The sequence below is a fragment of the Microbacterium sp. SORGH_AS_0888 genome (genome assembly GCF_030818905.1).
In the GTDB taxonomy this organism is placed as follows: domain Bacteria; phylum Actinomycetota; class Actinomycetes; order Actinomycetales; family Microbacteriaceae; genus Microbacterium.
Genome location: NZ_JAUTAZ010000001.1, coordinates 2,041,575 through 2,057,415 on the forward strand (window position 1 = coordinate 2,041,575; position 15,841 = coordinate 2,057,415).

General features: G+C 72.6%; 17 protein-coding genes and 1 pseudogene. 11 read left to right on the top strand and 7 right to left on the bottom strand.

The features are described from left to right. The first annotated feature begins 93 nt into the window (after nucleotides 1-93). The 3 genes from QE381_RS09895 to QE381_RS09905 are packed head-to-tail and all read left to right on the top strand — an operon-like array spanning nucleotide 94 to nucleotide 2,314. Nucleotides 94-597: a low molecular weight protein-tyrosine-phosphatase gene (locus QE381_RS09895; RefSeq protein WP_307217754.1), complete on the top strand. Its 504-nt coding sequence runs from the start codon at nucleotides 94-96 to the stop codon at nucleotides 595-597. A 31-nt stretch (nucleotides 598-628) separates the two neighbouring features. Beyond that, entirely contained in the window at nucleotides 629-2,008 is a 1,380-nt protein-coding gene (purB, locus tag QE381_RS09900) for an adenylosuccinate lyase (protein ID WP_307217755.1), read from the top strand. 33 nt (nucleotides 2,009-2,041) lie between these two features. Then, nucleotides 2,042-2,314 carry a hypothetical protein gene (locus QE381_RS09905; RefSeq protein WP_307217756.1) on the top strand — a complete coding sequence of 91 codons (273 nt, stop codon included), beginning with the start codon at nucleotides 2,042-2,044 and terminating at the stop codon, nucleotides 2,312-2,314. Nucleotides 2,315-2,327: 13 nt separating this feature from the next. Here the strand turns inward: QE381_RS09905 and QE381_RS09910 are convergent, their stop codons facing one another. The 3 genes from QE381_RS09910 to QE381_RS09920 form a co-directional block, all read right to left on the bottom strand. Continuing rightward, entirely contained in the window at nucleotides 2,328-2,690 is a 363-nt protein-coding gene (locus tag QE381_RS09910; RefSeq protein WP_307217758.1) for a hypothetical protein, read from the bottom strand. A 280-nt stretch (nucleotides 2,691-2,970) separates the two neighbouring features. Further along, nucleotides 2,971-4,380 carry a DHA2 family efflux MFS transporter permease subunit gene (locus QE381_RS09915; protein ID WP_307220463.1) on the bottom strand — a complete coding sequence of 470 codons (1,410 nt, stop codon included), beginning with the start codon at nucleotides 4,378-4,380 and terminating at the stop codon, nucleotides 2,971-2,973. 71 nt (nucleotides 4,381-4,451) lie between these two features. Continuing rightward, nucleotides 4,452-5,078, bottom strand: coding sequence for a PadR family transcriptional regulator (locus QE381_RS09920; RefSeq protein ID WP_307217760.1), 627 nt, complete (start codon nucleotides 5,076-5,078; stop codon nucleotides 4,452-4,454). Nucleotides 5,079-5,207: 129 nt separating this feature from the next. Here QE381_RS09920 and QE381_RS09925 point away from each other — a divergent pair, with 129 nt between their 5' ends. Both QE381_RS09925 and QE381_RS09930 read left to right on the top strand, forming a co-directional pair. Beyond that, nucleotides 5,208-6,134: a phosphoribosylaminoimidazolesuccinocarboxamide synthase gene (locus tag QE381_RS09925; RefSeq protein ID WP_307217761.1), complete on the top strand. Its 927-nt coding sequence runs from the start codon at nucleotides 5,208-5,210 to the stop codon at nucleotides 6,132-6,134. Between the two features lie 144 nt (nucleotides 6,135-6,278). After that, the gene (locus QE381_RS09930; RefSeq protein ID WP_307217763.1) at nucleotides 6,279-7,613 is read left to right on the top strand and encodes a uracil-xanthine permease family protein; all 1,335 of its coding nucleotides are present in this window, start codon (nucleotides 6,279-6,281) and stop codon (nucleotides 7,611-7,613) included. A gap of 15 nt (nucleotides 7,614-7,628) precedes the next feature. Here QE381_RS09930 and QE381_RS09935 read toward each other — a convergent pair whose 3' ends face one another. Together QE381_RS09935 and QE381_RS09940 are read right to left on the bottom strand one after the other, a co-directional pair. Beyond that, on the bottom strand, nucleotides 7,629-8,636 hold the full coding sequence (locus tag QE381_RS09935) for a LacI family DNA-binding transcriptional regulator (protein WP_307217765.1): 1,008 nt from the start codon (nucleotides 8,634-8,636) through the stop codon (nucleotides 7,629-7,631). 37 nt (nucleotides 8,637-8,673) lie between these two features. Next, a complete protein-coding gene (locus QE381_RS09940; protein ID WP_307217767.1) occupies nucleotides 8,674-10,110 on the bottom strand; it encodes a GH1 family beta-glucosidase in 1,437 nt (478 codons plus the stop codon). Between the two features lie 262 nt (nucleotides 10,111-10,372). Here QE381_RS09940 and purS point away from each other — a divergent pair, with 262 nt between their 5' ends. From purS to QE381_RS09955, 3 genes are read left to right on the top strand one after another with little or no spacing between them, the layout of a single operon-like run. Then, nucleotides 10,373-10,621, top strand: a complete 249-nt coding sequence (gene purS / locus QE381_RS09945) for a phosphoribosylformylglycinamidine synthase subunit PurS (RefSeq protein ID WP_307217769.1) — start codon at nucleotides 10,373-10,375, stop codon at nucleotides 10,619-10,621. Then, nucleotides 10,618-11,325, top strand: a complete 708-nt coding sequence (gene purQ, locus QE381_RS09950) for a phosphoribosylformylglycinamidine synthase subunit PurQ (protein WP_307217771.1) — start codon at nucleotides 10,618-10,620, stop codon at nucleotides 11,323-11,325. Before purS ends, purQ begins: the two co-directional genes overlap by 4 nt. A gap of 21 nt (nucleotides 11,326-11,346) precedes the next feature. Beyond that, nucleotides 11,347-12,267: a 2-hydroxyacid dehydrogenase gene (locus tag QE381_RS09955; protein WP_307217772.1), complete on the top strand. Its 921-nt coding sequence runs from the start codon at nucleotides 11,347-11,349 to the stop codon at nucleotides 12,265-12,267. A gap of 17 nt (nucleotides 12,268-12,284) precedes the next feature. Here the strand turns inward: QE381_RS09955 and QE381_RS09960 are convergent, their stop codons facing one another. Beyond that, complete coding sequence (locus QE381_RS09960; RefSeq protein ID WP_307217774.1) at nucleotides 12,285-13,073, bottom strand: hypothetical protein; 789 nt, start codon at nucleotides 13,071-13,073, stop codon at nucleotides 12,285-12,287. Between the two features lie 92 nt (nucleotides 13,074-13,165). Further along, entirely contained in the window at nucleotides 13,166-13,747 is a 582-nt protein-coding gene (locus QE381_RS09965) for a nucleotidyltransferase family protein (RefSeq protein WP_307217776.1), read from the bottom strand. 50 nt (nucleotides 13,748-13,797) lie between these two features. Between QE381_RS09965 and QE381_RS17885 the strand changes: the two are divergent. The 3 genes and pseudogenes from QE381_RS17885 to QE381_RS09975 form a co-directional block, all read left to right on the top strand. After that, a pseudogene (locus tag QE381_RS17885) lies at nucleotides 13,798-13,941 on the top strand (XdhC family protein); the annotation flags it as partial. Between the two features lie 157 nt (nucleotides 13,942-14,098). Continuing rightward, nucleotides 14,099-14,926, top strand: a complete 828-nt coding sequence (locus QE381_RS09970; RefSeq protein ID WP_307217778.1) for an XdhC family protein — start codon at nucleotides 14,099-14,101, stop codon at nucleotides 14,924-14,926. Between the two features lie 117 nt (nucleotides 14,927-15,043). Continuing rightward, nucleotides 15,044-15,811, top strand: coding sequence for a nucleoside phosphorylase (locus tag QE381_RS09975; RefSeq protein ID WP_307217779.1), 768 nt, complete (start codon nucleotides 15,044-15,046; stop codon nucleotides 15,809-15,811). The last annotated feature ends 30 nt before the right edge of the window (nucleotides 15,812-15,841 follow it).

Here is a 15,841-nt window from a genome sequence, read left to right on the forward strand (position 1 = left end):
ACCGGGCGCTCGGCGGCCCCGTCGACCTGGCCGTGCACAACTCCGTCCGCGATGCGGGCTGTGCAGAACACGATGAGGCGGGACAATGGCAGGATGAGCGCACCCGAGACGTTCCGCATCGTGTTCGTGTGCACGGGCAACATCTGCCGGTCCCCCATGGCCGAGATCGTGTTCCGCAACCTCGCCGATGCCGCGGGCCTGGGCACCCGTGTGCGCTCGACGAGCTCCGGCACGGGCGACTGGCACGTCGGCGAGCGCGCGGACGAGCGCACGATCCGGGCGCTGGCGGCGCGCGGCTACGACGGCTCGGCCCACCGCGCACGGCAGTTCTCCCTGGCCGACTTCGAGGGCAACGACCTCATCGTCGCCCTCGACCGCTCCCACGAACGGATCCTCCGCGAGTGGGCGCCGACCGAGTCGGACGCCGACAAGATCGTCCTGCTGCGCGGGTTCGATCCGGCGGCCGGCGACCAGCTCGACGTCCCGGACCCCTACTACGCCGGTCCCGAGATGTTCGACGAGGTGCTCGGTATGATCGAGAGCGCGAGCCGGTCGCTCTTCCGGCAACTCGAACCCGCCATCCGTCTCACGGCGTAGCAGCGCGGATGGCCGCATCCGACGGAGTACCGTGACGAGCTTTCCCGTCCAGCCGCTCAGCCCCCTCGACGGCCGCTACCGGCCGGCGGTCGCAGCCCTCGGCGAGTTCCTGTCCGAGGCCGGCCTCAACCGCGCCCGCGTGGAGGTGGAGGTCGAGTGGCTCATCGCCCTCACCGACCGGGCGGTCTTCGGCTCGACGCCGCTGACCGACACCGAGAAGGAGTCGCTGCGGCGCCTCTACCGCGACTTCGGACAGGCCGAGATCACCTGGCTCGCGGAACGGGAGGCCGTCACGCGGCATGACGTGAAGGCCGTCGAGTACCTCGTACGCGACCGGCTGAGCGAGCTCGGGCTCGACGCGATCGCCGAGCTCACCCACTTCGCCTGCACGAGCGAGGACATCAACTCCGCCGCCTACGCGCTCACGGTCAAGCGCGCCGTGACCGAGGTGTGGCTGCCCAAGCTCCACGAGGTGATCGCGGCCCTCCGCGCGCTCGCGGAGGAGCACCGGGACGCCGCCATGCTGGCCCGCACGCACGGTCAGCCCGCCACCCCCACCACGATGGGCAAGGAGCTCGCCGTGTTCGCGTGGCGGCTGGAGCGGGTGGCCCACCAGGTCGCGGCCTCGGACTTCCTGGCGAAGTTCTCCGGCGCGACAGGCACCTGGTCCGCGCACCTCGCCGCCGACCCCGAGCTGGACTGGCCCGCTCTCTCACGATCCTTCATCGAGGGGCTCGGGCTCGGCTTCAACGAGCTGACGACCCAGATCGAGTCGCACGACTGGCAGGTCGAGCTGTACGACCGCGCGCGCCACGCGGGCGGCATCCTGCACAATCTCGCGACGGATGTCTGGACCTACATCTCGCTCGGCTACTTCTCGCAGATCCCGGTCGCCGGCGCGACCGGCTCCTCGACCATGCCGCACAAGATCAATCCCATCCGGTTCGAGAACGCGGAGGCCAACCTCGAGATCGCGGGCGGCCTGTTCGTGACCCTCGCCGCGACCCTCGTGACGTCGCGGATGCAGCGCGACCTCACCGACTCCACGACGCAGCGCAACATCGGCGTGGCGTTCGGCCACTCGCTGCTCGCGCTCGACAACCTGCTCCGAGGCCTCGGCGAGATCTCGCTCGCGCGCGAGGTGCTCCTCGACGACCTCGACCACAACTGGGAGGTGCTGGCCGAGGCGATCCAGACCGTGGTGCGCGCCGAGGTCGTCGCCGGGCGCTCGACCATCTCCGACCCCTACGCGCTGCTCAAGGAGCTCACGCGCGGCCGCCGGGTGGGAGCGCCCGAGCTCGCGGAGTTCGTAGCAGGACTGGAGATCGGGGATGCGGCCAAGCAGCGGCTGCTCGCCCTCACCCCCGCGACCTACACCGGCCTCGCGGCCCGGCTGGTGGCCGACGCCTGAGCGCACCGCGACTGACCCAGGGAGGACACGACGGTGGATGAGGGCGAGCCGCGACCGACACCGCTGACCGCGGAGGAGGCCGAACGCATCCTCCAACAGGTCGGACGGGGCGCGCTCGACACGCGCGACCCCGAGGTGCGCCGGATCGTGACCGAGGCGCAACGAGCGCTCGTGCGACACAGCCTGTGGGGCGATGCGCATAGCACACGCCACCGGCGGTATCTGCTGTGGGGCATCGCCTTCCTCGTGCTGTGGATCGTGGGTCTCGTGGTGCCGTTCGCCGTGGTCTTCGGCTGGTTCGGCTGAGCCTGGGGCGCCCTCAGAGGTCGTCGATGCGGGCCACCGCCCGCGCCAGCTCCCGCAGCTGCGCCTCGGCGTCGACACCGGCGAGCCGGAACAGCTCGTCGAGGACCGCCGTGATGTCGGGAGTCGCGATCTCGAGGTGATTGCCGCGTGACGCGCCGAGATGGAGCCACGTGCGTCGATCGCCGTCGCGCCGCCAGAGCGCGATCTCGAGCTGGTCCTCGAACGCCTCGCCCGAGTCCGGGTCGCGCAGCGTCACGGGCACGCCGACCCCCGCCGCGGCGTGGATGCGGTCGTCGGGATGGTCGTCATCCCGATGCTCGCCGTCGCACCACGGCGGGCAGTCATCGCGCTGCCAGATCGGTCTGCCCTCGGACATGCCATCACTCCGTCACGGTCGGGTGGGCACAGGAGAAGTCACTCATGAACCTCGGACATCACCGCCAGAGGACGAGGGGGCGTGCACGACGGTGCGTCGTCCCCCAACTCGACGCACGACGCACCCACGCACGCTCCCCTCGTCCCCGCCCGCGAAGGCTCCACCATGCTAACATGATCATGTTTACATGCGTCGAGAGAGTCTCCGCCCGACTCTCGCATGAACGACAGCGCGCTGGCCGCCACGTCCGTCTCCGTGGCGGCCAGCGTCGCACTCACCGTCAGCGCCGCGATGCGAGGTGCGGCGGCCGCTGCAGGAACAGGACCACGACGACGCCGACGAGCATCACGGCCGCCGGCAGCAGGATGGTCTCGGCCATCGCGGTCGCGAACGGGGCGGCGACCTGTGACGGCAGCTGCGAGACCGATCCGAAGTCGCCGGTCGATCCGGCGCCCGGCAGATTCGCGACCAGCCGCGCCTGCATGAGCGCGGCGATGGCGGCCGACCCCAGCACGCCGCCCACCATGCGCGTCGTGTTGTAGATGCCGGCACCGGCACCGGCCTGGTCGCGGGGGAGGTTGCGGGTGGCGGTCGTCGCGAGCGGCCCCCACATACCGGCGTTGCCGATGCCCATGAGCGCGGAGGGGATGAGGAACGCCCAGATCGGGGTGTCGAGGTTCATCAGCGACGCGTAGACCACCAGGGCCGTGGTCACCAGCAGCAGTCCGGGCACGAGGAGCCATCGCGGGTCCACCCGATCCAGCAGTCGCCCCGCCAGCGGGGAGAGGATGCCGGCGAGCACCGCCATGGGAACCAGCAGCAGCGCGGCCTCGGTGGGGGTGAGGCCCCGCGCGAGCTGCACGAAGAACATGAGCGGCAGCGACATGCTCGTGATCGTGAACCCGACCGTGGCGATCCCGAGGTTCGCGACCGAGAAGTTGCGGTCCCGGAACAGCGCGATCGGCACGAGCGCCTCGCTCCGCGTGCGCGCCTGCTGCCAGATGAACAGCCCGAGAACCACGACGCCGCCGGCGATCATCGCCCAGACCCAGCCGGCCCAGTCGTAGGCCTCGCCCTCCTGCAATCCGAAGACGAGGAGGAACAGCGCGACGGCCGAGAGCACGACACCGAGGATGTCGAAGCGGCGCGCACTCGTCTCGAGCCGCGGCACGAGGATCCACGCGAGCACGAACCCGATGACGCCGACCGGGAGGTTGATGAAGAAGATCCACTCCCACCCGAGGTGGTCCACGAGCAGTCCGCCCGCGAGGGGGCCCACGAGCATCGCGACGCCGGAGGTCGCACCCCACAGGCCCATCGCCGCGCCGCGCTTGGCGGGCGGGAAGGTGCGGGTGATGACGGCCATGGTCTGCGGGGTCATGAGCGCGGCGCCCAGCCCCTGCGCAGCACGGAAGGCGATCAGCATCCCGAGCGTGCCGGAGAGCCCGCAGGCGAGCGAGGCGAGCGTGAAGACCGCCAGGCCCGCGAGGTAGACGTTCTTGGGACCGAAGCGGTCGCCGAGCCGGCCCGTGATCAGCAACGGGACCGCGTAGGCGAGCAGATAGGCGCTCGTGACCCACACGACGTTGTCGAGGTTGGCCGTCGCCGGGTCCAGGGCCGCCTTGATCGCAGGGTTGGCCACTGAGACGATCGTGGTGTCGACGAGGATCATGAAGAAGCCGATGACCATCGCCCAGAGGGCGGGCCAGGGGCTGCGGGTGGGGACGTTGCCGGTCCAGCCCGTCGCGGGGGTCGTCTGCGTCACTGTCGCGCCGCCTTTCGTTGGGTGAGATAACGGTCGGATGCGGTGTCCTCGTCGTCGGGCCCCCAGGCGAAGCCCGGATCCTCGAGTCGGGACATGAAAGCGGCGAGCCAGCCGAGCTCCGCCGCGACGAGCGTCGCCTGCCGCTCGACCTCGACCAGGTACTGCTCGGGAACGCCGCGTTCGCGCGCGGCGACGAGCCCGTCCGTCGTGATCTCGTCGTCGGCGACGAGCGCGGCACGATGGGCGCGCAGGAGGTCGAGCACCTCCTGCCGGTCGAGATTGTGGGACTCGGCGAGCGCCACGCGGAACTCGGCGGGCCGATCGATGCGCGGCAGCTCCTCGCGCACCCAGGAAAGCAAGGCCTCGGCCCCCTCCTCCCGGAGCCGGTAGGTCGTCCGCTCCGGCCGGTTGCCCTCGCGCTCCACGCCGACCTCCTCGATGAGACCTCGCCGTTCCAGCCGAGCGACCGTGTGGTAGACCGTGCCGCCGGTGATGGGGACGATCCGTTCGTCGTGCCGGTGGCGCAGGAGCCGGAGCATCTCGTACGGGTGCATGTCGTCCTCGCGGAGGAGCGCGAGGAGCATGACGCCCAGGGGCGTGAGCCTGCTGCGTGCGCCGGTCATCAATGCTCCATCTCGATTAGTTCACTTGGACTATATCGCAGATCCGACTCGTTCGCACCCGCCGGGGCGGACCGTCGCGCCCAGGGCGGGATTCCCCCGCGACCGGAGGCGCTCTGGGATGATGGGCGGATGACGGAACCGAACCTGCCCGGCTGGCGCCACGTCTACTCCGGAAAGGTGCGCGACCTCTACGTGCCCGACACCCTCCCCGAAGGCGGGAGAGCGGAGCGGATGCTGGTGGTCGCCAGCGATCGGGTGAGCGCCTTCGACCACGTGCTCTCCCCGGGCATCGACGGCAAGGGCGAGCTCCTGACGACGCTGAGCCTGTGGTGGTTCGACCGGCTGGCCGGCGCCGACGGCGGACGCCGCATCCCGAACCATCTCGCGGCGGACCACGTGCTGGGCGCCGATGACGAGGCCGCGTCGCTCATCCCGGATGCCGTCGCCGGCCGCGCGATGGTGGTCCGCGGTCTCGACATGCAGCCCATCGAGTGCGTCGTGCGGGGGTATCTGACCGGATCGGGATGGGCGGAGTACCGCGAGCACGGCACCGTGTGCGGCATCCCGCTCGTGGCCGGTCTGACCGACGGCGACCGCCTGCCGGAGCCGATCTTCACCCCGGCGTTCAAGGCGCCGCTCGGGGAGCACGACGAGAACATCTCGTTCGAGCGCACGGCCGAGCTCGTGGGCGCCGAGCGCGCTGCCGAGCTGCGCGAGGTCTCGCTGGAGATCTACGCCCGCGCGGCCGACGCCGCCCGGGCGCGCGGACTCATCCTCGCGGACACCAAGTTCGAGTTCGGCCTCGACGAGGCCGGTGTGCTCACGCTCGCCGACGAGGTGCTCACGCCCGACTCGTCGCGGTACTGGGATGCCGCGGCGTGGGAGACCGGCACGACGCCGGCCGAGCGGATGGCGAGCTTCGACAAGCAGATCGTGCGCGACTGGCTGGCCGCCGCCTGGCCCGACCGCGCGGGCGAGCCGCCCGCGCTCCCCGCCGACGTCGTCGCGCGCACGGCCGCCCGCTACCGCGAGCTGCTGGCCCGCCTGACCGCCTGACCCCCGCCCCCGTCCGCACCCCCGCCTTTCCGCGAGACCAGTCCGCGGCGCCGAGACCGGCGGGTTTCCCGCCGGTCTCGGCGCGCGGGACTGGTCTCGCGGTCAGAGAAGCGGGCAGAGAAAGAAGAAAGAGAGAAGACGTACATGGCCGTATGGAAGCTGCACGGGAACGGACGCGCCGTCGCGCCCGGCGACGTCGTGCGCCCCGACGAGCGACTGAGCTGGCCCGCCACGATCGCGATCGGCGTGCAGCACGTCGTCGCGATGTTCGGCGCGACCTTCCTCGTGCCGGTGCTGACCGGGTTCCCGGTGTCGACGACGCTGCTGTTCTCGGGCGTCGGCACGCTGCTGTTCCTGCTCATCACGCGCAACCGCCTTCCCAGCTACCTGGGCTCGTCGTTCGCGTTCATCGCCCCGGTGACGGCGGCCACCGCGACCGCCGGCATGGGCTCCGCCCTCGCGGGCATCGTCGCCGTCGGCATCCTGCTCACCCTCGTCGGCGTCGTCGTTCAGCTGGCCGGGCTCGGGTGGATCGACCGCCTCATGCCCCCGGTCGTCTCGGGCGCCATCGTCGCCCTCATCGGCTTGAACCTCGCCCCCGCCGCGTGGAAGAACGTCGCCCTGCAGCCCGTGATCGCCACGATCACGCTCGTCGCGATCGTGCTGTTCAGCGTGCTGTTCCGCGGGTTCCTCGGCCGCATCTCGATCTTCCTCGGCGTCGCGATCGGCTACGCGGCGGCCGCCGTGCTCGGCGGACTCGACCTGAGCGCGGTCGCGGATGCCGCCTGGATCGGGCTGCCGGAGTTCCACCTGGCGGATGTGTCCTCCCCCGGCACCTGGGCCGCCATCGCGATGTTCCTGCCCGTCGTGCTCGTGCTGATCGCGGAGAACGTCGGCCACGTGCGGGGTGTGGCGACCATGACGGATGCCTCGGTCAACCGCAGCACCGGACGCGCCCTCATCGCGGACGGCGTCTCGACGGCACTGGCGGGCACCTTCGGCGGCTCGGGGACGACGACCTACGGCGAGAACATCGGCGTCATGGCCGCGACCCGCGTGTACTCGACGGCCGCGTACTGGGTCGCGGGCGTCACGGCGATCCTGCTCGCGCTCTCCCCCAAGGTCGGCGCGATCTTCAACTCGATCCCGGCCGGCGTGCTGGGCGGGGCGACGACCGCGCTCTACGGCCTGATCGGCGTGATCGGCATCAAGATCTGGGTCGACAACCGGGTGGACTTCTCCCGGCCGGTGAACCAGTACACCGCGGCGGTGTCGCTCGTGATCGCGATCGCCGGGTTCACGATGACCTGGGGCGGCTTCCAGCTCGGCGCGATCGTGCTCGGGGCCGCGGCGGCGCTGCTCGTGTACCACCTCGGCAATGCGATCGCCCGCTGGCGACGGACGGGCGCGGACGACGGCGGCCCGCTGCCGGTCATCGGTCCGCTCGGCGGAGGCACGGAGGAGCAGCGCTCCGAGTGACCCGCCCGCGCGGGATCACGCCGACGCGCGCACGATCAGCTCGGTGGGCAGGATCGTGGCGTGGGGCGGCTCGCCGCCGGCGAGGAGGTCGAGCAGCACCCGCGCCATCATCTGCCCCTGCCGGAACGAGGGCTGGCGCATGGTCGTCAGCGTCGGGCTGGTGCTCGTCGCGACCGGGGAGTCGTCGAAGCCGATGACGGCGGTCTCTCCCGGGATGTCGACTCCCGCGGCGTGCAGGACCCCGACGGCTCCGCTGGCCATCAGGTCGCTCGCGATGAAGACGGCATCCGGCCGCGTCCCGCGGTCGAGGATCCGTCGCATGGCCGCGGCGCCGCCCTCGGCGGTGAAGTCGCCGTCCTCGACCGCGAGCTCGGGCAGCCGCGCCCGGCGGAGGGCGCTGCGGTACCCGGCGAGCCGGTCCACGCCGGCGCTCATGCTCGAGGGCCCCGTGATGGTCGCGATCCGGGTGCGGCCCTGTGCGATGAGGTACTCCACCGCATCCCGCGCCCCGGACTCGTTGTCGACGTCGACGTAGTGGTCCGCCGGGCGGAGCAGGGCCGGGCGGCCGGCGTAGACCACCGGCATCGCGGCGGCGATCGAGGCCACGAACGTGTCGCTCGTGTGGTGGGAGACCACGATCGCGCCGTCGATCGAGCCGCTGCGCGCGTAGGAGACCATCTTGTCGCCGGGGTCGCCCGAGGCGATGAACAGCGTCAGCACATACGGCGAGGAGGCGATCGTCGCGTTGATGCCGGAGACGATGGCGGCGAAGAACGGGTCGCCGAAGAACCGGTAGGTGTCCTCGGGGATGATGACCCCGAGCGCGAGCGCCCGGCTCGAGGCGAGCGAGCGGGCGGCCTGATTGGGCACGTAGTTGAGCTCGGCGATCGCCTGGCGGACCGCCTGCAGAGCCTCGGCGCTGACCGCCGTCGAGCCGTTGACCACCCGCGACACGGTCGATCGCGAGACACCCGCGACCCGGGCGACCTCCTCGATCGTCACGGTGCTGCGCAGCATGCTCATCGCGGGCGAGCCCCTTCCACGTGGTCGCGCGGCGCGATCACATCCTTCGCGCGGCGATGATGCGACTGTAGCGCTCGGCGCTCAGCTTCGCCGTGCGCTCCTGGGTGTCGTAGTCGACCCGCACGATGCCGAAGCGCTTGCCGTAGCCCCACGCCCACTCGAAGTTGTCCAGCAGCGACCAGTAGAAGTAGCCGCCGACGTCGACCCCTGCGTCGATCGCGTCGAGGATGGCCGAGAGGTGGTCTTCGAGGAAGTCGGCGCGCTCGCGGTCGGCGACGATCGTGCGTCCGTCGGTCACGACGGGCTCGTCGTCGTAGGCGGCGCCGTTCTCGGTCACGAACAGTCGGGTGCCGGCCGCATCCGAGTACTCGTCCGCGACCCGCCGCAGCAGCCGGGTGAGGCCCGCGGGGTCGACCTCCCAGTGCATCGCCGTGCGGGGGAGGCCACGATCGTGCCAGTGGATGTCGTGATGCACGGGGAACGGCGACGCCGCGCGGCGTGACGTGGGGGCGTCGCCGCCCGCGACCGGCTCGGCGGGCGGGCGGGCGGAGACGAACTCGCCGTGGTAGTAGTTCACCCCGAGCGCGTCGATCGGCGCCGCGATGAGGTCGAGGTCGGCCGGGCGCACGACCTCGTCGAGGGCCGCGGCCGCCTCCGGGACGAAAGCGCGGAGGTCCTCCACCACGTCGCGCGGGTAGGAGCCGCGGAAGACCGGGTCGAGGAACCAGCGGTTGAACTGGCCGTCGATGCGCCGTGCCGCGTCGAGGTCGCCGGGATCGGCCGGGTCGACGGGGTCGGCGACCGTGAGGTTGAGCGTGATGCCGAGGTTCAGCGAGGCGTCGCGCGCCCGCAGCTCCCGGACGGTCATCCCGTGCGCGAGCAGGAGGTGGTGGGCGCTGGTCACGCCTTCCGCAGCGGAGTAGTGGCCCGGCGCGTGGATGCCGGCGGTGTGGCTGAGGAACGATGCGCACCAGGGCTCGTTGAGCGTCGTCCACACCGACACCCGGTCGCCGAGGGCGTCGTGCACATCGAGCGCGTACTCCGTGAACCGCTCGGCGGTGTCGCGGGCCGTCCACCCGCCGCGCTCCTGCAGGGCCTGCGGCAGGTCCCAGTGATAGAGCGTCAGCCAGGGGAGGATGCCCGCCTCCTGCAGCGCGTCGACGAGACGGCGGTAGAAGTCGAGCCCCGCCTGGTTGACCGGCCCGCCGTCGGGGCGCACGCGCGCCCACGAGGTCGAGAAGCGGTAGGTCTGCAGACCGAGGTCCCTCATGACCGCGACATCCTGCGCATAGCGGTGGTAGTGGTCGCAGGCGACCTCGCCGTCGTCGCCGTGGAGGACGGCGCCCGGCACCCGGCAGAACGCGTCCCAGATCGAGTCGCGCCGCCCGTCCTCGTGGGCGGCGCCCTCGATCTGGAACGCCGCCGTCGCGGCTCCGAAAAGGAAGTCGTCGGGGAAAGCCCGGGGCGATGGCATGGGAGCGATGGTCCTTCCGGTGAACGTGAGGGGGGCGCAGACCTCGGTCGCACCGAGCGGGGGGTTCGCCGGTGCGACCGAGGACGGCGACCACGGCGACGAGCCGGGGGGTCACTGCCACCGGGTCACACCGACGGCGGTTCGTGTCCGTCGAGGACTCAGGCTATGAGAGCGCTCCCAGCGCGTCAAGGCGGATCCCGTCACCGCCCGGCCCCGGCCCGTAGACTGGACGCGCACATCCGCCGCACACCGGGAGCCTCGTATGCCCACCATCGTCGTCGACGTCATGCCCAAGGCCGAGATCCTCGACCCGCAGGGGAAGGCGGTCGCGGGCGCGCTCGGCCGCCGCGGGATCGACGCCTTCAGCGGCGTCCGCATCGGCAAGCGCTTCGAGCTCACGGTCGAGGGGGAGGTCGACGAGCAGGTGCTCGAGACCGCCCGCCGGATCGCGGACGAGGTGCTCTCGAACGGCGTGATCGAGGATGTCGTCGGCATCGAGGTCGTGGAGTGACCGTCCGCATCGGGGTCATCACCTTCCCCGGCTCGCTGGACGACCGCGACGCGCAGCGCGCGATCCGCATCGCTGGGGCGCAGCCCGTGCCGCTGTGGCACGCCGCGCACGACCTGGAGGGCGTCGACGCGCTCGTGCTGCCGGGTGGCTTCAGCTACGGCGACTACCTGCGCGCGGGCGCCATCGCGGCCCTCGCGCCGATCATGGCGGAGGTCAAGGACGCCGCGGCGGCGGGGATGCCCGTGCTCGGCATCTGCAACGGCTTCCAGATGCTCGCCGAGGCGCACCTGCTCCCGGGCGGCCTCATCCGCAACGCGCACCAGCAGTTCATCCGTCGCGACCAACGGCTGCGGGTCGAGAACGCCGACACCGCGTGGACGAGCGAGTTCGAGGCCGGCCAGGAGATCGTCATCCCGCTGAAGAACGCGGACGGCGGTTTCGTGTGCTCGCCCGAGACGCTCGCCCGCGTCGAGGGCGAGGGCCTGGTCGCCTTCCGCTACGTCGGCGTCAACCCGAACGGCTCGCAGGACGACATCGCCGGCCTCACGAACGAGCGCGGCAACGTCGTCGGGCTCATGCCGCACCCCGAGCACGCGGTCGAGCCCGGCTTCGGGCCCGACACGGATGCCGCGATGCGCTCGGGCGTGGACGGGCTGGGCTTCTTCGCCTCGGCCATCGCGGCCGTCGTGGGCGCCGCCGCCTGAGGGGCGCGTAGCGTGGAGGGCGTGACCGAGACCCTCGTCGTTTCCGTGCCCGACGCGCAGCTCGCCGAGGCGCTCACGCCCCCGCCTCCCGGCGTCGAGCTGATCGTCTGGTCGATGGATGCCGCCGCCCCGCGACCGGCGATCGACATCGTCGTGCCGCCCTATCAGAGCCAGGCCGCCGCCCTGCCGCGGCTCGCGGGCGTGCGCACCCGGCTCGTCCAGAGCCAGTCGATCGGGTACGAGGGCCTCGCCGACCTGCTGCCGGCGGGCGCCGTGTTCGCGAACGCCGCCAGCGTGCACGAGACCTCGACCGCCGAGCTGGCCCTGACGCTCACCCTGGCGGCGCAGCGCGAGATCCCCGCCTTCGTGCGCGAGGGCGAGCACGGACAGTGGCGCAACCGCTTCACGAACAGCCTCGCCGACCGCCGCGTGCTGCTGCTGGGCTACGGCGGCGTCGGAAAGGCGGTGGCCGCCCGGCTCGACGGCTTCGAGGCCGAGGTCGTTCCGGTGGCGTCGCGCGCCCGCGACGAGGACGGCGTGCACGTGCACGGCATCGACGAGCTCCCCGAGCTCCTGCCGGGCGCGGAGGTCGTGATCCTGACGCTCCCCGGCGGCGACACGACACGGCACGTGATCGACGACGCAGCGCTGGCAGCCCTCCCGGACGGTGCGCTCGTGGTCAACGTCGGCCGCGGGCCTCTCATCGACACGATCGCGCTCGTGGACCACGTCCGGCGCGGCCGCATCCGGGCGGCGCTGGATGTGACCGACCCCGAGCCCCTGCCGGCGGATCACGCGCTCTGGACGCTCCCGGGCGTGCTCGTGACGCCGCACGTGGGCGGCGCGTCGGCCGCCATGCGCCCGCGGCTCGTGCGGCTGATCCGCGACCAGATCGAGCGGATGCGGCGGGGCGAGGAGCCCCGCAACGTCGTGATCGGCTGAGGCGCCCGGCGGGCGGTCTAGATGTCCGGCAGCCCGCCGACATCCACCACGACGACATCGCCGCGGTGGGTGAAGCGGACCGTGGCGCCGTCGGGGTAGCGCTCGGTGAGCTCTGCCGGCAGCGGGACGGTGGAGCCGTAGCCTCCCGCGCTGCTCCCGTCGGCCGGCACCGTGACGTCGAGGACGGTGGCGAGTCCGCTGCCGGCGCAGGTGCCCGTCCCGGACCGACCGCCCTCCCCGCCGAAGACCACCTGAAGGCATCCGCCGCCGGCATAGACGCCGAGACCGAGGTAGGTTCCGAAGGAGCGGAGCTCGACGTCCTGACTGCCCATGAAGCGGTCGACGCCGCCCTCGTCCTGCGGGGTCAGGCGAGCCGCGTGCGGGATCGGATCCCAGCCGCTGAACACCACCGCCCCTGCCGCGACGCCGGCGCCCAGGGCCGCCGCGAGCACGAGACTCGCCGCCCACACCGCGCGGACACGGCGGGAGAGTCGCAGACCCCGCCCGCCTCCGGCAGCGGCCGAGGCGTCTCCGACCGTCGCGCCCGCGTCGGGGGTTTCGGGGGCTCCGCTCGTCGCGGCGGGTCGCGGGGGCTCGGCCGGAGGCCGCGCGCCGGCGCGGGCGCCATCCGAGACCGGCGCGGTGGGGGCCGGCGCACCGGCGGCGTGGTCGCGCGGGGCGCTCCGCGCACGCTCCCCCGCCTCCATGTCGCGCAGCCGGGCCAGCGCGACAGCGTCGATGTCCGCATCCGGTCCGTAAGCGCGACGGCGGAGCTCGGCGAGCTCGTCCGCGGCGTCTGGGCTCATGCTTCCATTCTGCGGCCCCGGACCCGCGGCACAAGCTCTGCGACCTGCGCACGCTCAGCAGGAGCCCGCGAAGACGACGGAGGATGCGCGGATCACCGAGCCCGCGCAGCGAGGTCGACGTCGTCGCCGTGCCACAGGTCGCCGCACTCGACCGCCTCGGCGCCGTGGGCGGCGAGATACGGCCCCGCGCCGCGGTCGCCCGCGACCCCGTCGGCGAGCGCGGACCAGTGCGCGCGACCGATCAGCACGGGGTGCCCGGGGCGACCCCCGTATGTCGCACGAGCCAGCGCATCGGATGTCGCCAACCCGCGCAGTCGACCGACGGCGGCTGCCGGCAGGTCTGGCGTGTCCACCGTCGTCACGACGAGGGCGGCGGCATCCGTCTCCGCCGCCGCGGCGAGCCCCGCGCGCACCGAGGCCGATAGCCCTTCGCGCCAGTCGGAGACGGGCACGGTCACGGCACCCGGCGGCACGAGCGCGGCGACCTCCGCCTGCGCGGCGCCGATCGCGACGAGCACCGGGGCACAGCCCGCCTCGCGGAGCGCGGCGACCGCGCGGACCAGCCACGGCGTGCCGTCCGGGGTGCGGGCGAGACCCTTCGGGCCGCCGAACCGGGTGCCCGCGCCTGCCGCGAGCACGAGCCCGGCCGTGCCGGGGGGCGGGGACACGCTCATGGCCGCCCAGCGTAGCGCGCACGAAACACGATCGGGTTAGCGTGACTCGCATGCTCGAGCTTGCCACCGACCTGCTGCCCCTGCTGCGGGCGGGCGAGACGGTCGCGGTCGTCACGGTCGTGCGGGTCGCCCGCAGTGCGCCGCGCGGAGCCGGCGCCGCCATGGCCGTGACCCGCGACGCCCGCGTCATCGGATCGATCTCAGGTCGGCTGCGTCGAGACGGATGCGGTCGCCCTCGCCCTCGCCGCCCTCGGCGGCGGCCGCGGGCGGACCTCGCGCTTCGGGTTCAGCGACGAGCAGGCGTTCGCCGCGGGACTCGCCTGCGGCGGCTCGATCGACGCCGTCATCAGCGTGCTGCATCCGGACGACCGCACCGCGATCACGGCGCTCGAAGGCGCGGCGGCCGGGAGACGGGCGACCGTCGGCATCGTCGTCGCCGGCACCCGGGCGGGCGAGCTGGTCGACGCCGAGCAGGTCGCACCGGAGGCCGCGGCATCCGTGTCCGCCGACGGCATCGCACGGGAGACGGGCGAGATCCTGGTCGTGGGAGCCGTGCCGCCGCCGCGACTGCTGATCCTCGGCGCCGGCGAGCATGCCGCCGCGCTGTGCCGGGTGGCCAGTGCTGTCGGCTTCGCCGTGACGGTGTGCGACGTGTGGGAGCTGCTGGTGACGCCGGAGCGGTTCCCCGAGGCCGTCGAGCTCGTCGTCGACGCTCCACACGAGTACCTGCGCTCGCTCGGCGAGGACGACATCGACGCGCGGACCGCGGTGTGCGTGCTGACGCACGACGTCCGTCTCGACGTGCCGGCCCTGCGCGAGGCGCTGCGGATGCCGGTGGGTTTCGTCGGCGCGATGGGTGCCCGCTCGACCGTCGCACGCCGCGCGGACCTGCTGCGCACCGCGGGGGTGGACGAGGCATCGCTCGCGCGACTGCGCTCGCCGCTCGGACTCGACCTCGGGGGCGCCTCCCCCGCCGAGACGGCGCTCGCAGCCCTCGCCGAGATCACCGCCGTGCGCCACGGCGGGAGCGGGCTTCCGCTGCGCGAGCGCACGGGGCGGCTGCACCCGGCGGGCGCCGCCGCCGTGCGAGCCGCGGCGCCGGGAGCCGAGGCCGCGGCGCCGGCGGCATCCGCCGTGCCCACCGCATCCGTCTCCGCACCGTCCTGCGCGATCGGCTGAGCCCGGCGCGCCGGGTGCTAGTCTCGCGGCACTGCGTGTCCTATCACCATGGGCTTCGGCCCAGGGCGGGGACTGCGGCGAACCCTTTCGTCTCAGAACCCGCCCAGGAGGTAGGTCATGTCCGCATCCGTCGACAAGTCCCAGGCCGGCATCGGCGTCCGGCAGTATCACATCGGCATCGCGCCGGGCGAGGTCTCGAGCGTCGCGCTCCTGCCCGGCGACCCGTTCCGGGTCCCGCTCGTCGCGGAGTTCCTCAGCGACGTCCGTGAGGTCGCCTTCAGCCGCGAGCACCGCACCATGACCGGCTGGTACAAGGGTCGGCACATCACCGCGACCTCGACCGGGATGGGGTGCCCCTCGACCGCGATCGCGGTGGAGGAGCTGGCCCGCGTGGGCGTCACGAGCGTCATCCGGGTCGGCAGCTCCGGCGGGCTGCAGGCGGGGATCGAGCCGGGAGACCTGCTCGTGAGCGAGGGCAGCTTCCGCAACGACGGCACGACCGACGCCTACCTGCCGAAGGGCTTCCCGGCCGTCCCGGATCTCGAGCTGACCGCGTCCCTGGCCCGCCATGCCGCGCGTCTGGCCGAGGCATCCGGCACGCGCTCCTACACCGGGATCAGCGTGAGCGACGATGCGTTCTACGCCGAGACCCCCGAGTGGATCGGACAGCTCAACCGCATGGGGATCCTGAACGTCGAGATGGAGGCGTCCGCGCTGTACGTCGTCGCACGCCTGCGGGGGCTGCGCGCCGGCATGGTCTGCGCGTGCTCGAGCAACCTCGTCGACGGGACCTCGCTCTACGACGAGAAGAACAGCGCCCTCAAGGACGGCTGGATGCGGTCGATCGAGGCCGCGCTGGAGACCGCCGTCGAGCTCGAGCTGTAGCGCATCCGCATCCGCGTCCGCGTCGAAAAC

Coding starts and splice junctions, on each gene's coding strand:
- QE381_RS09965 (WP_307217776.1), bottom strand. CDS start 13,747: ATGAGCGTGTCCCCGCCCCCCGGCACGGCCGGGCTCGTGCTCGCGGCA.
- QE381_RS09975 (WP_307217779.1), top strand. CDS start 15,044: ATGTCCGCATCCGTCGACAAGTCCCAGGCCGGCATCGGCGTCCGGCAG.
- QE381_RS09930 (WP_307217763.1), top strand. CDS start 6,279: ATGGCCGTATGGAAGCTGCACGGGAACGGACGCGCCGTCGCGCCCGGC.
- QE381_RS09920 (WP_307217760.1), bottom strand. CDS start 5,078: ATGACCGGCGCACGCAGCAGGCTCACGCCCCTGGGCGTCATGCTCCTC.
- QE381_RS09960 (WP_307217774.1), bottom strand. CDS start 13,073: ATGAGCCCAGACGCCGCGGACGAGCTCGCCGAGCTCCGCCGTCGCGCT.
- QE381_RS09915 (WP_307220463.1), bottom strand. CDS start 4,380: ATGGTCATCGGCTTCTTCATGATCCTCGTCGACACCACGATCGTCTCA.
- QE381_RS09925 (WP_307217761.1), top strand. CDS start 5,208: ATGACGGAACCGAACCTGCCCGGCTGGCGCCACGTCTACTCCGGAAAG.
- purS (WP_307217769.1), top strand. CDS start 10,373: ATGCCCACCATCGTCGTCGACGTCATGCCCAAGGCCGAGATCCTCGAC.
- QE381_RS09895 (WP_307217754.1), top strand. CDS start 94: ATGAGCGCACCCGAGACGTTCCGCATCGTGTTCGTGTGCACGGGCAAC.
- QE381_RS09935 (WP_307217765.1), bottom strand. CDS start 8,636: ATGAGCATGCTGCGCAGCACCGTGACGATCGAGGAGGTCGCCCGGGTC.
- QE381_RS09940 (WP_307217767.1), bottom strand. CDS start 10,110: ATGCCATCGCCCCGGGCTTTCCCCGACGACTTCCTTTTCGGAGCCGCG.
- QE381_RS09910 (WP_307217758.1), bottom strand. CDS start 2,690: ATGTCCGAGGGCAGACCGATCTGGCAGCGCGATGACTGCCCGCCGTGG.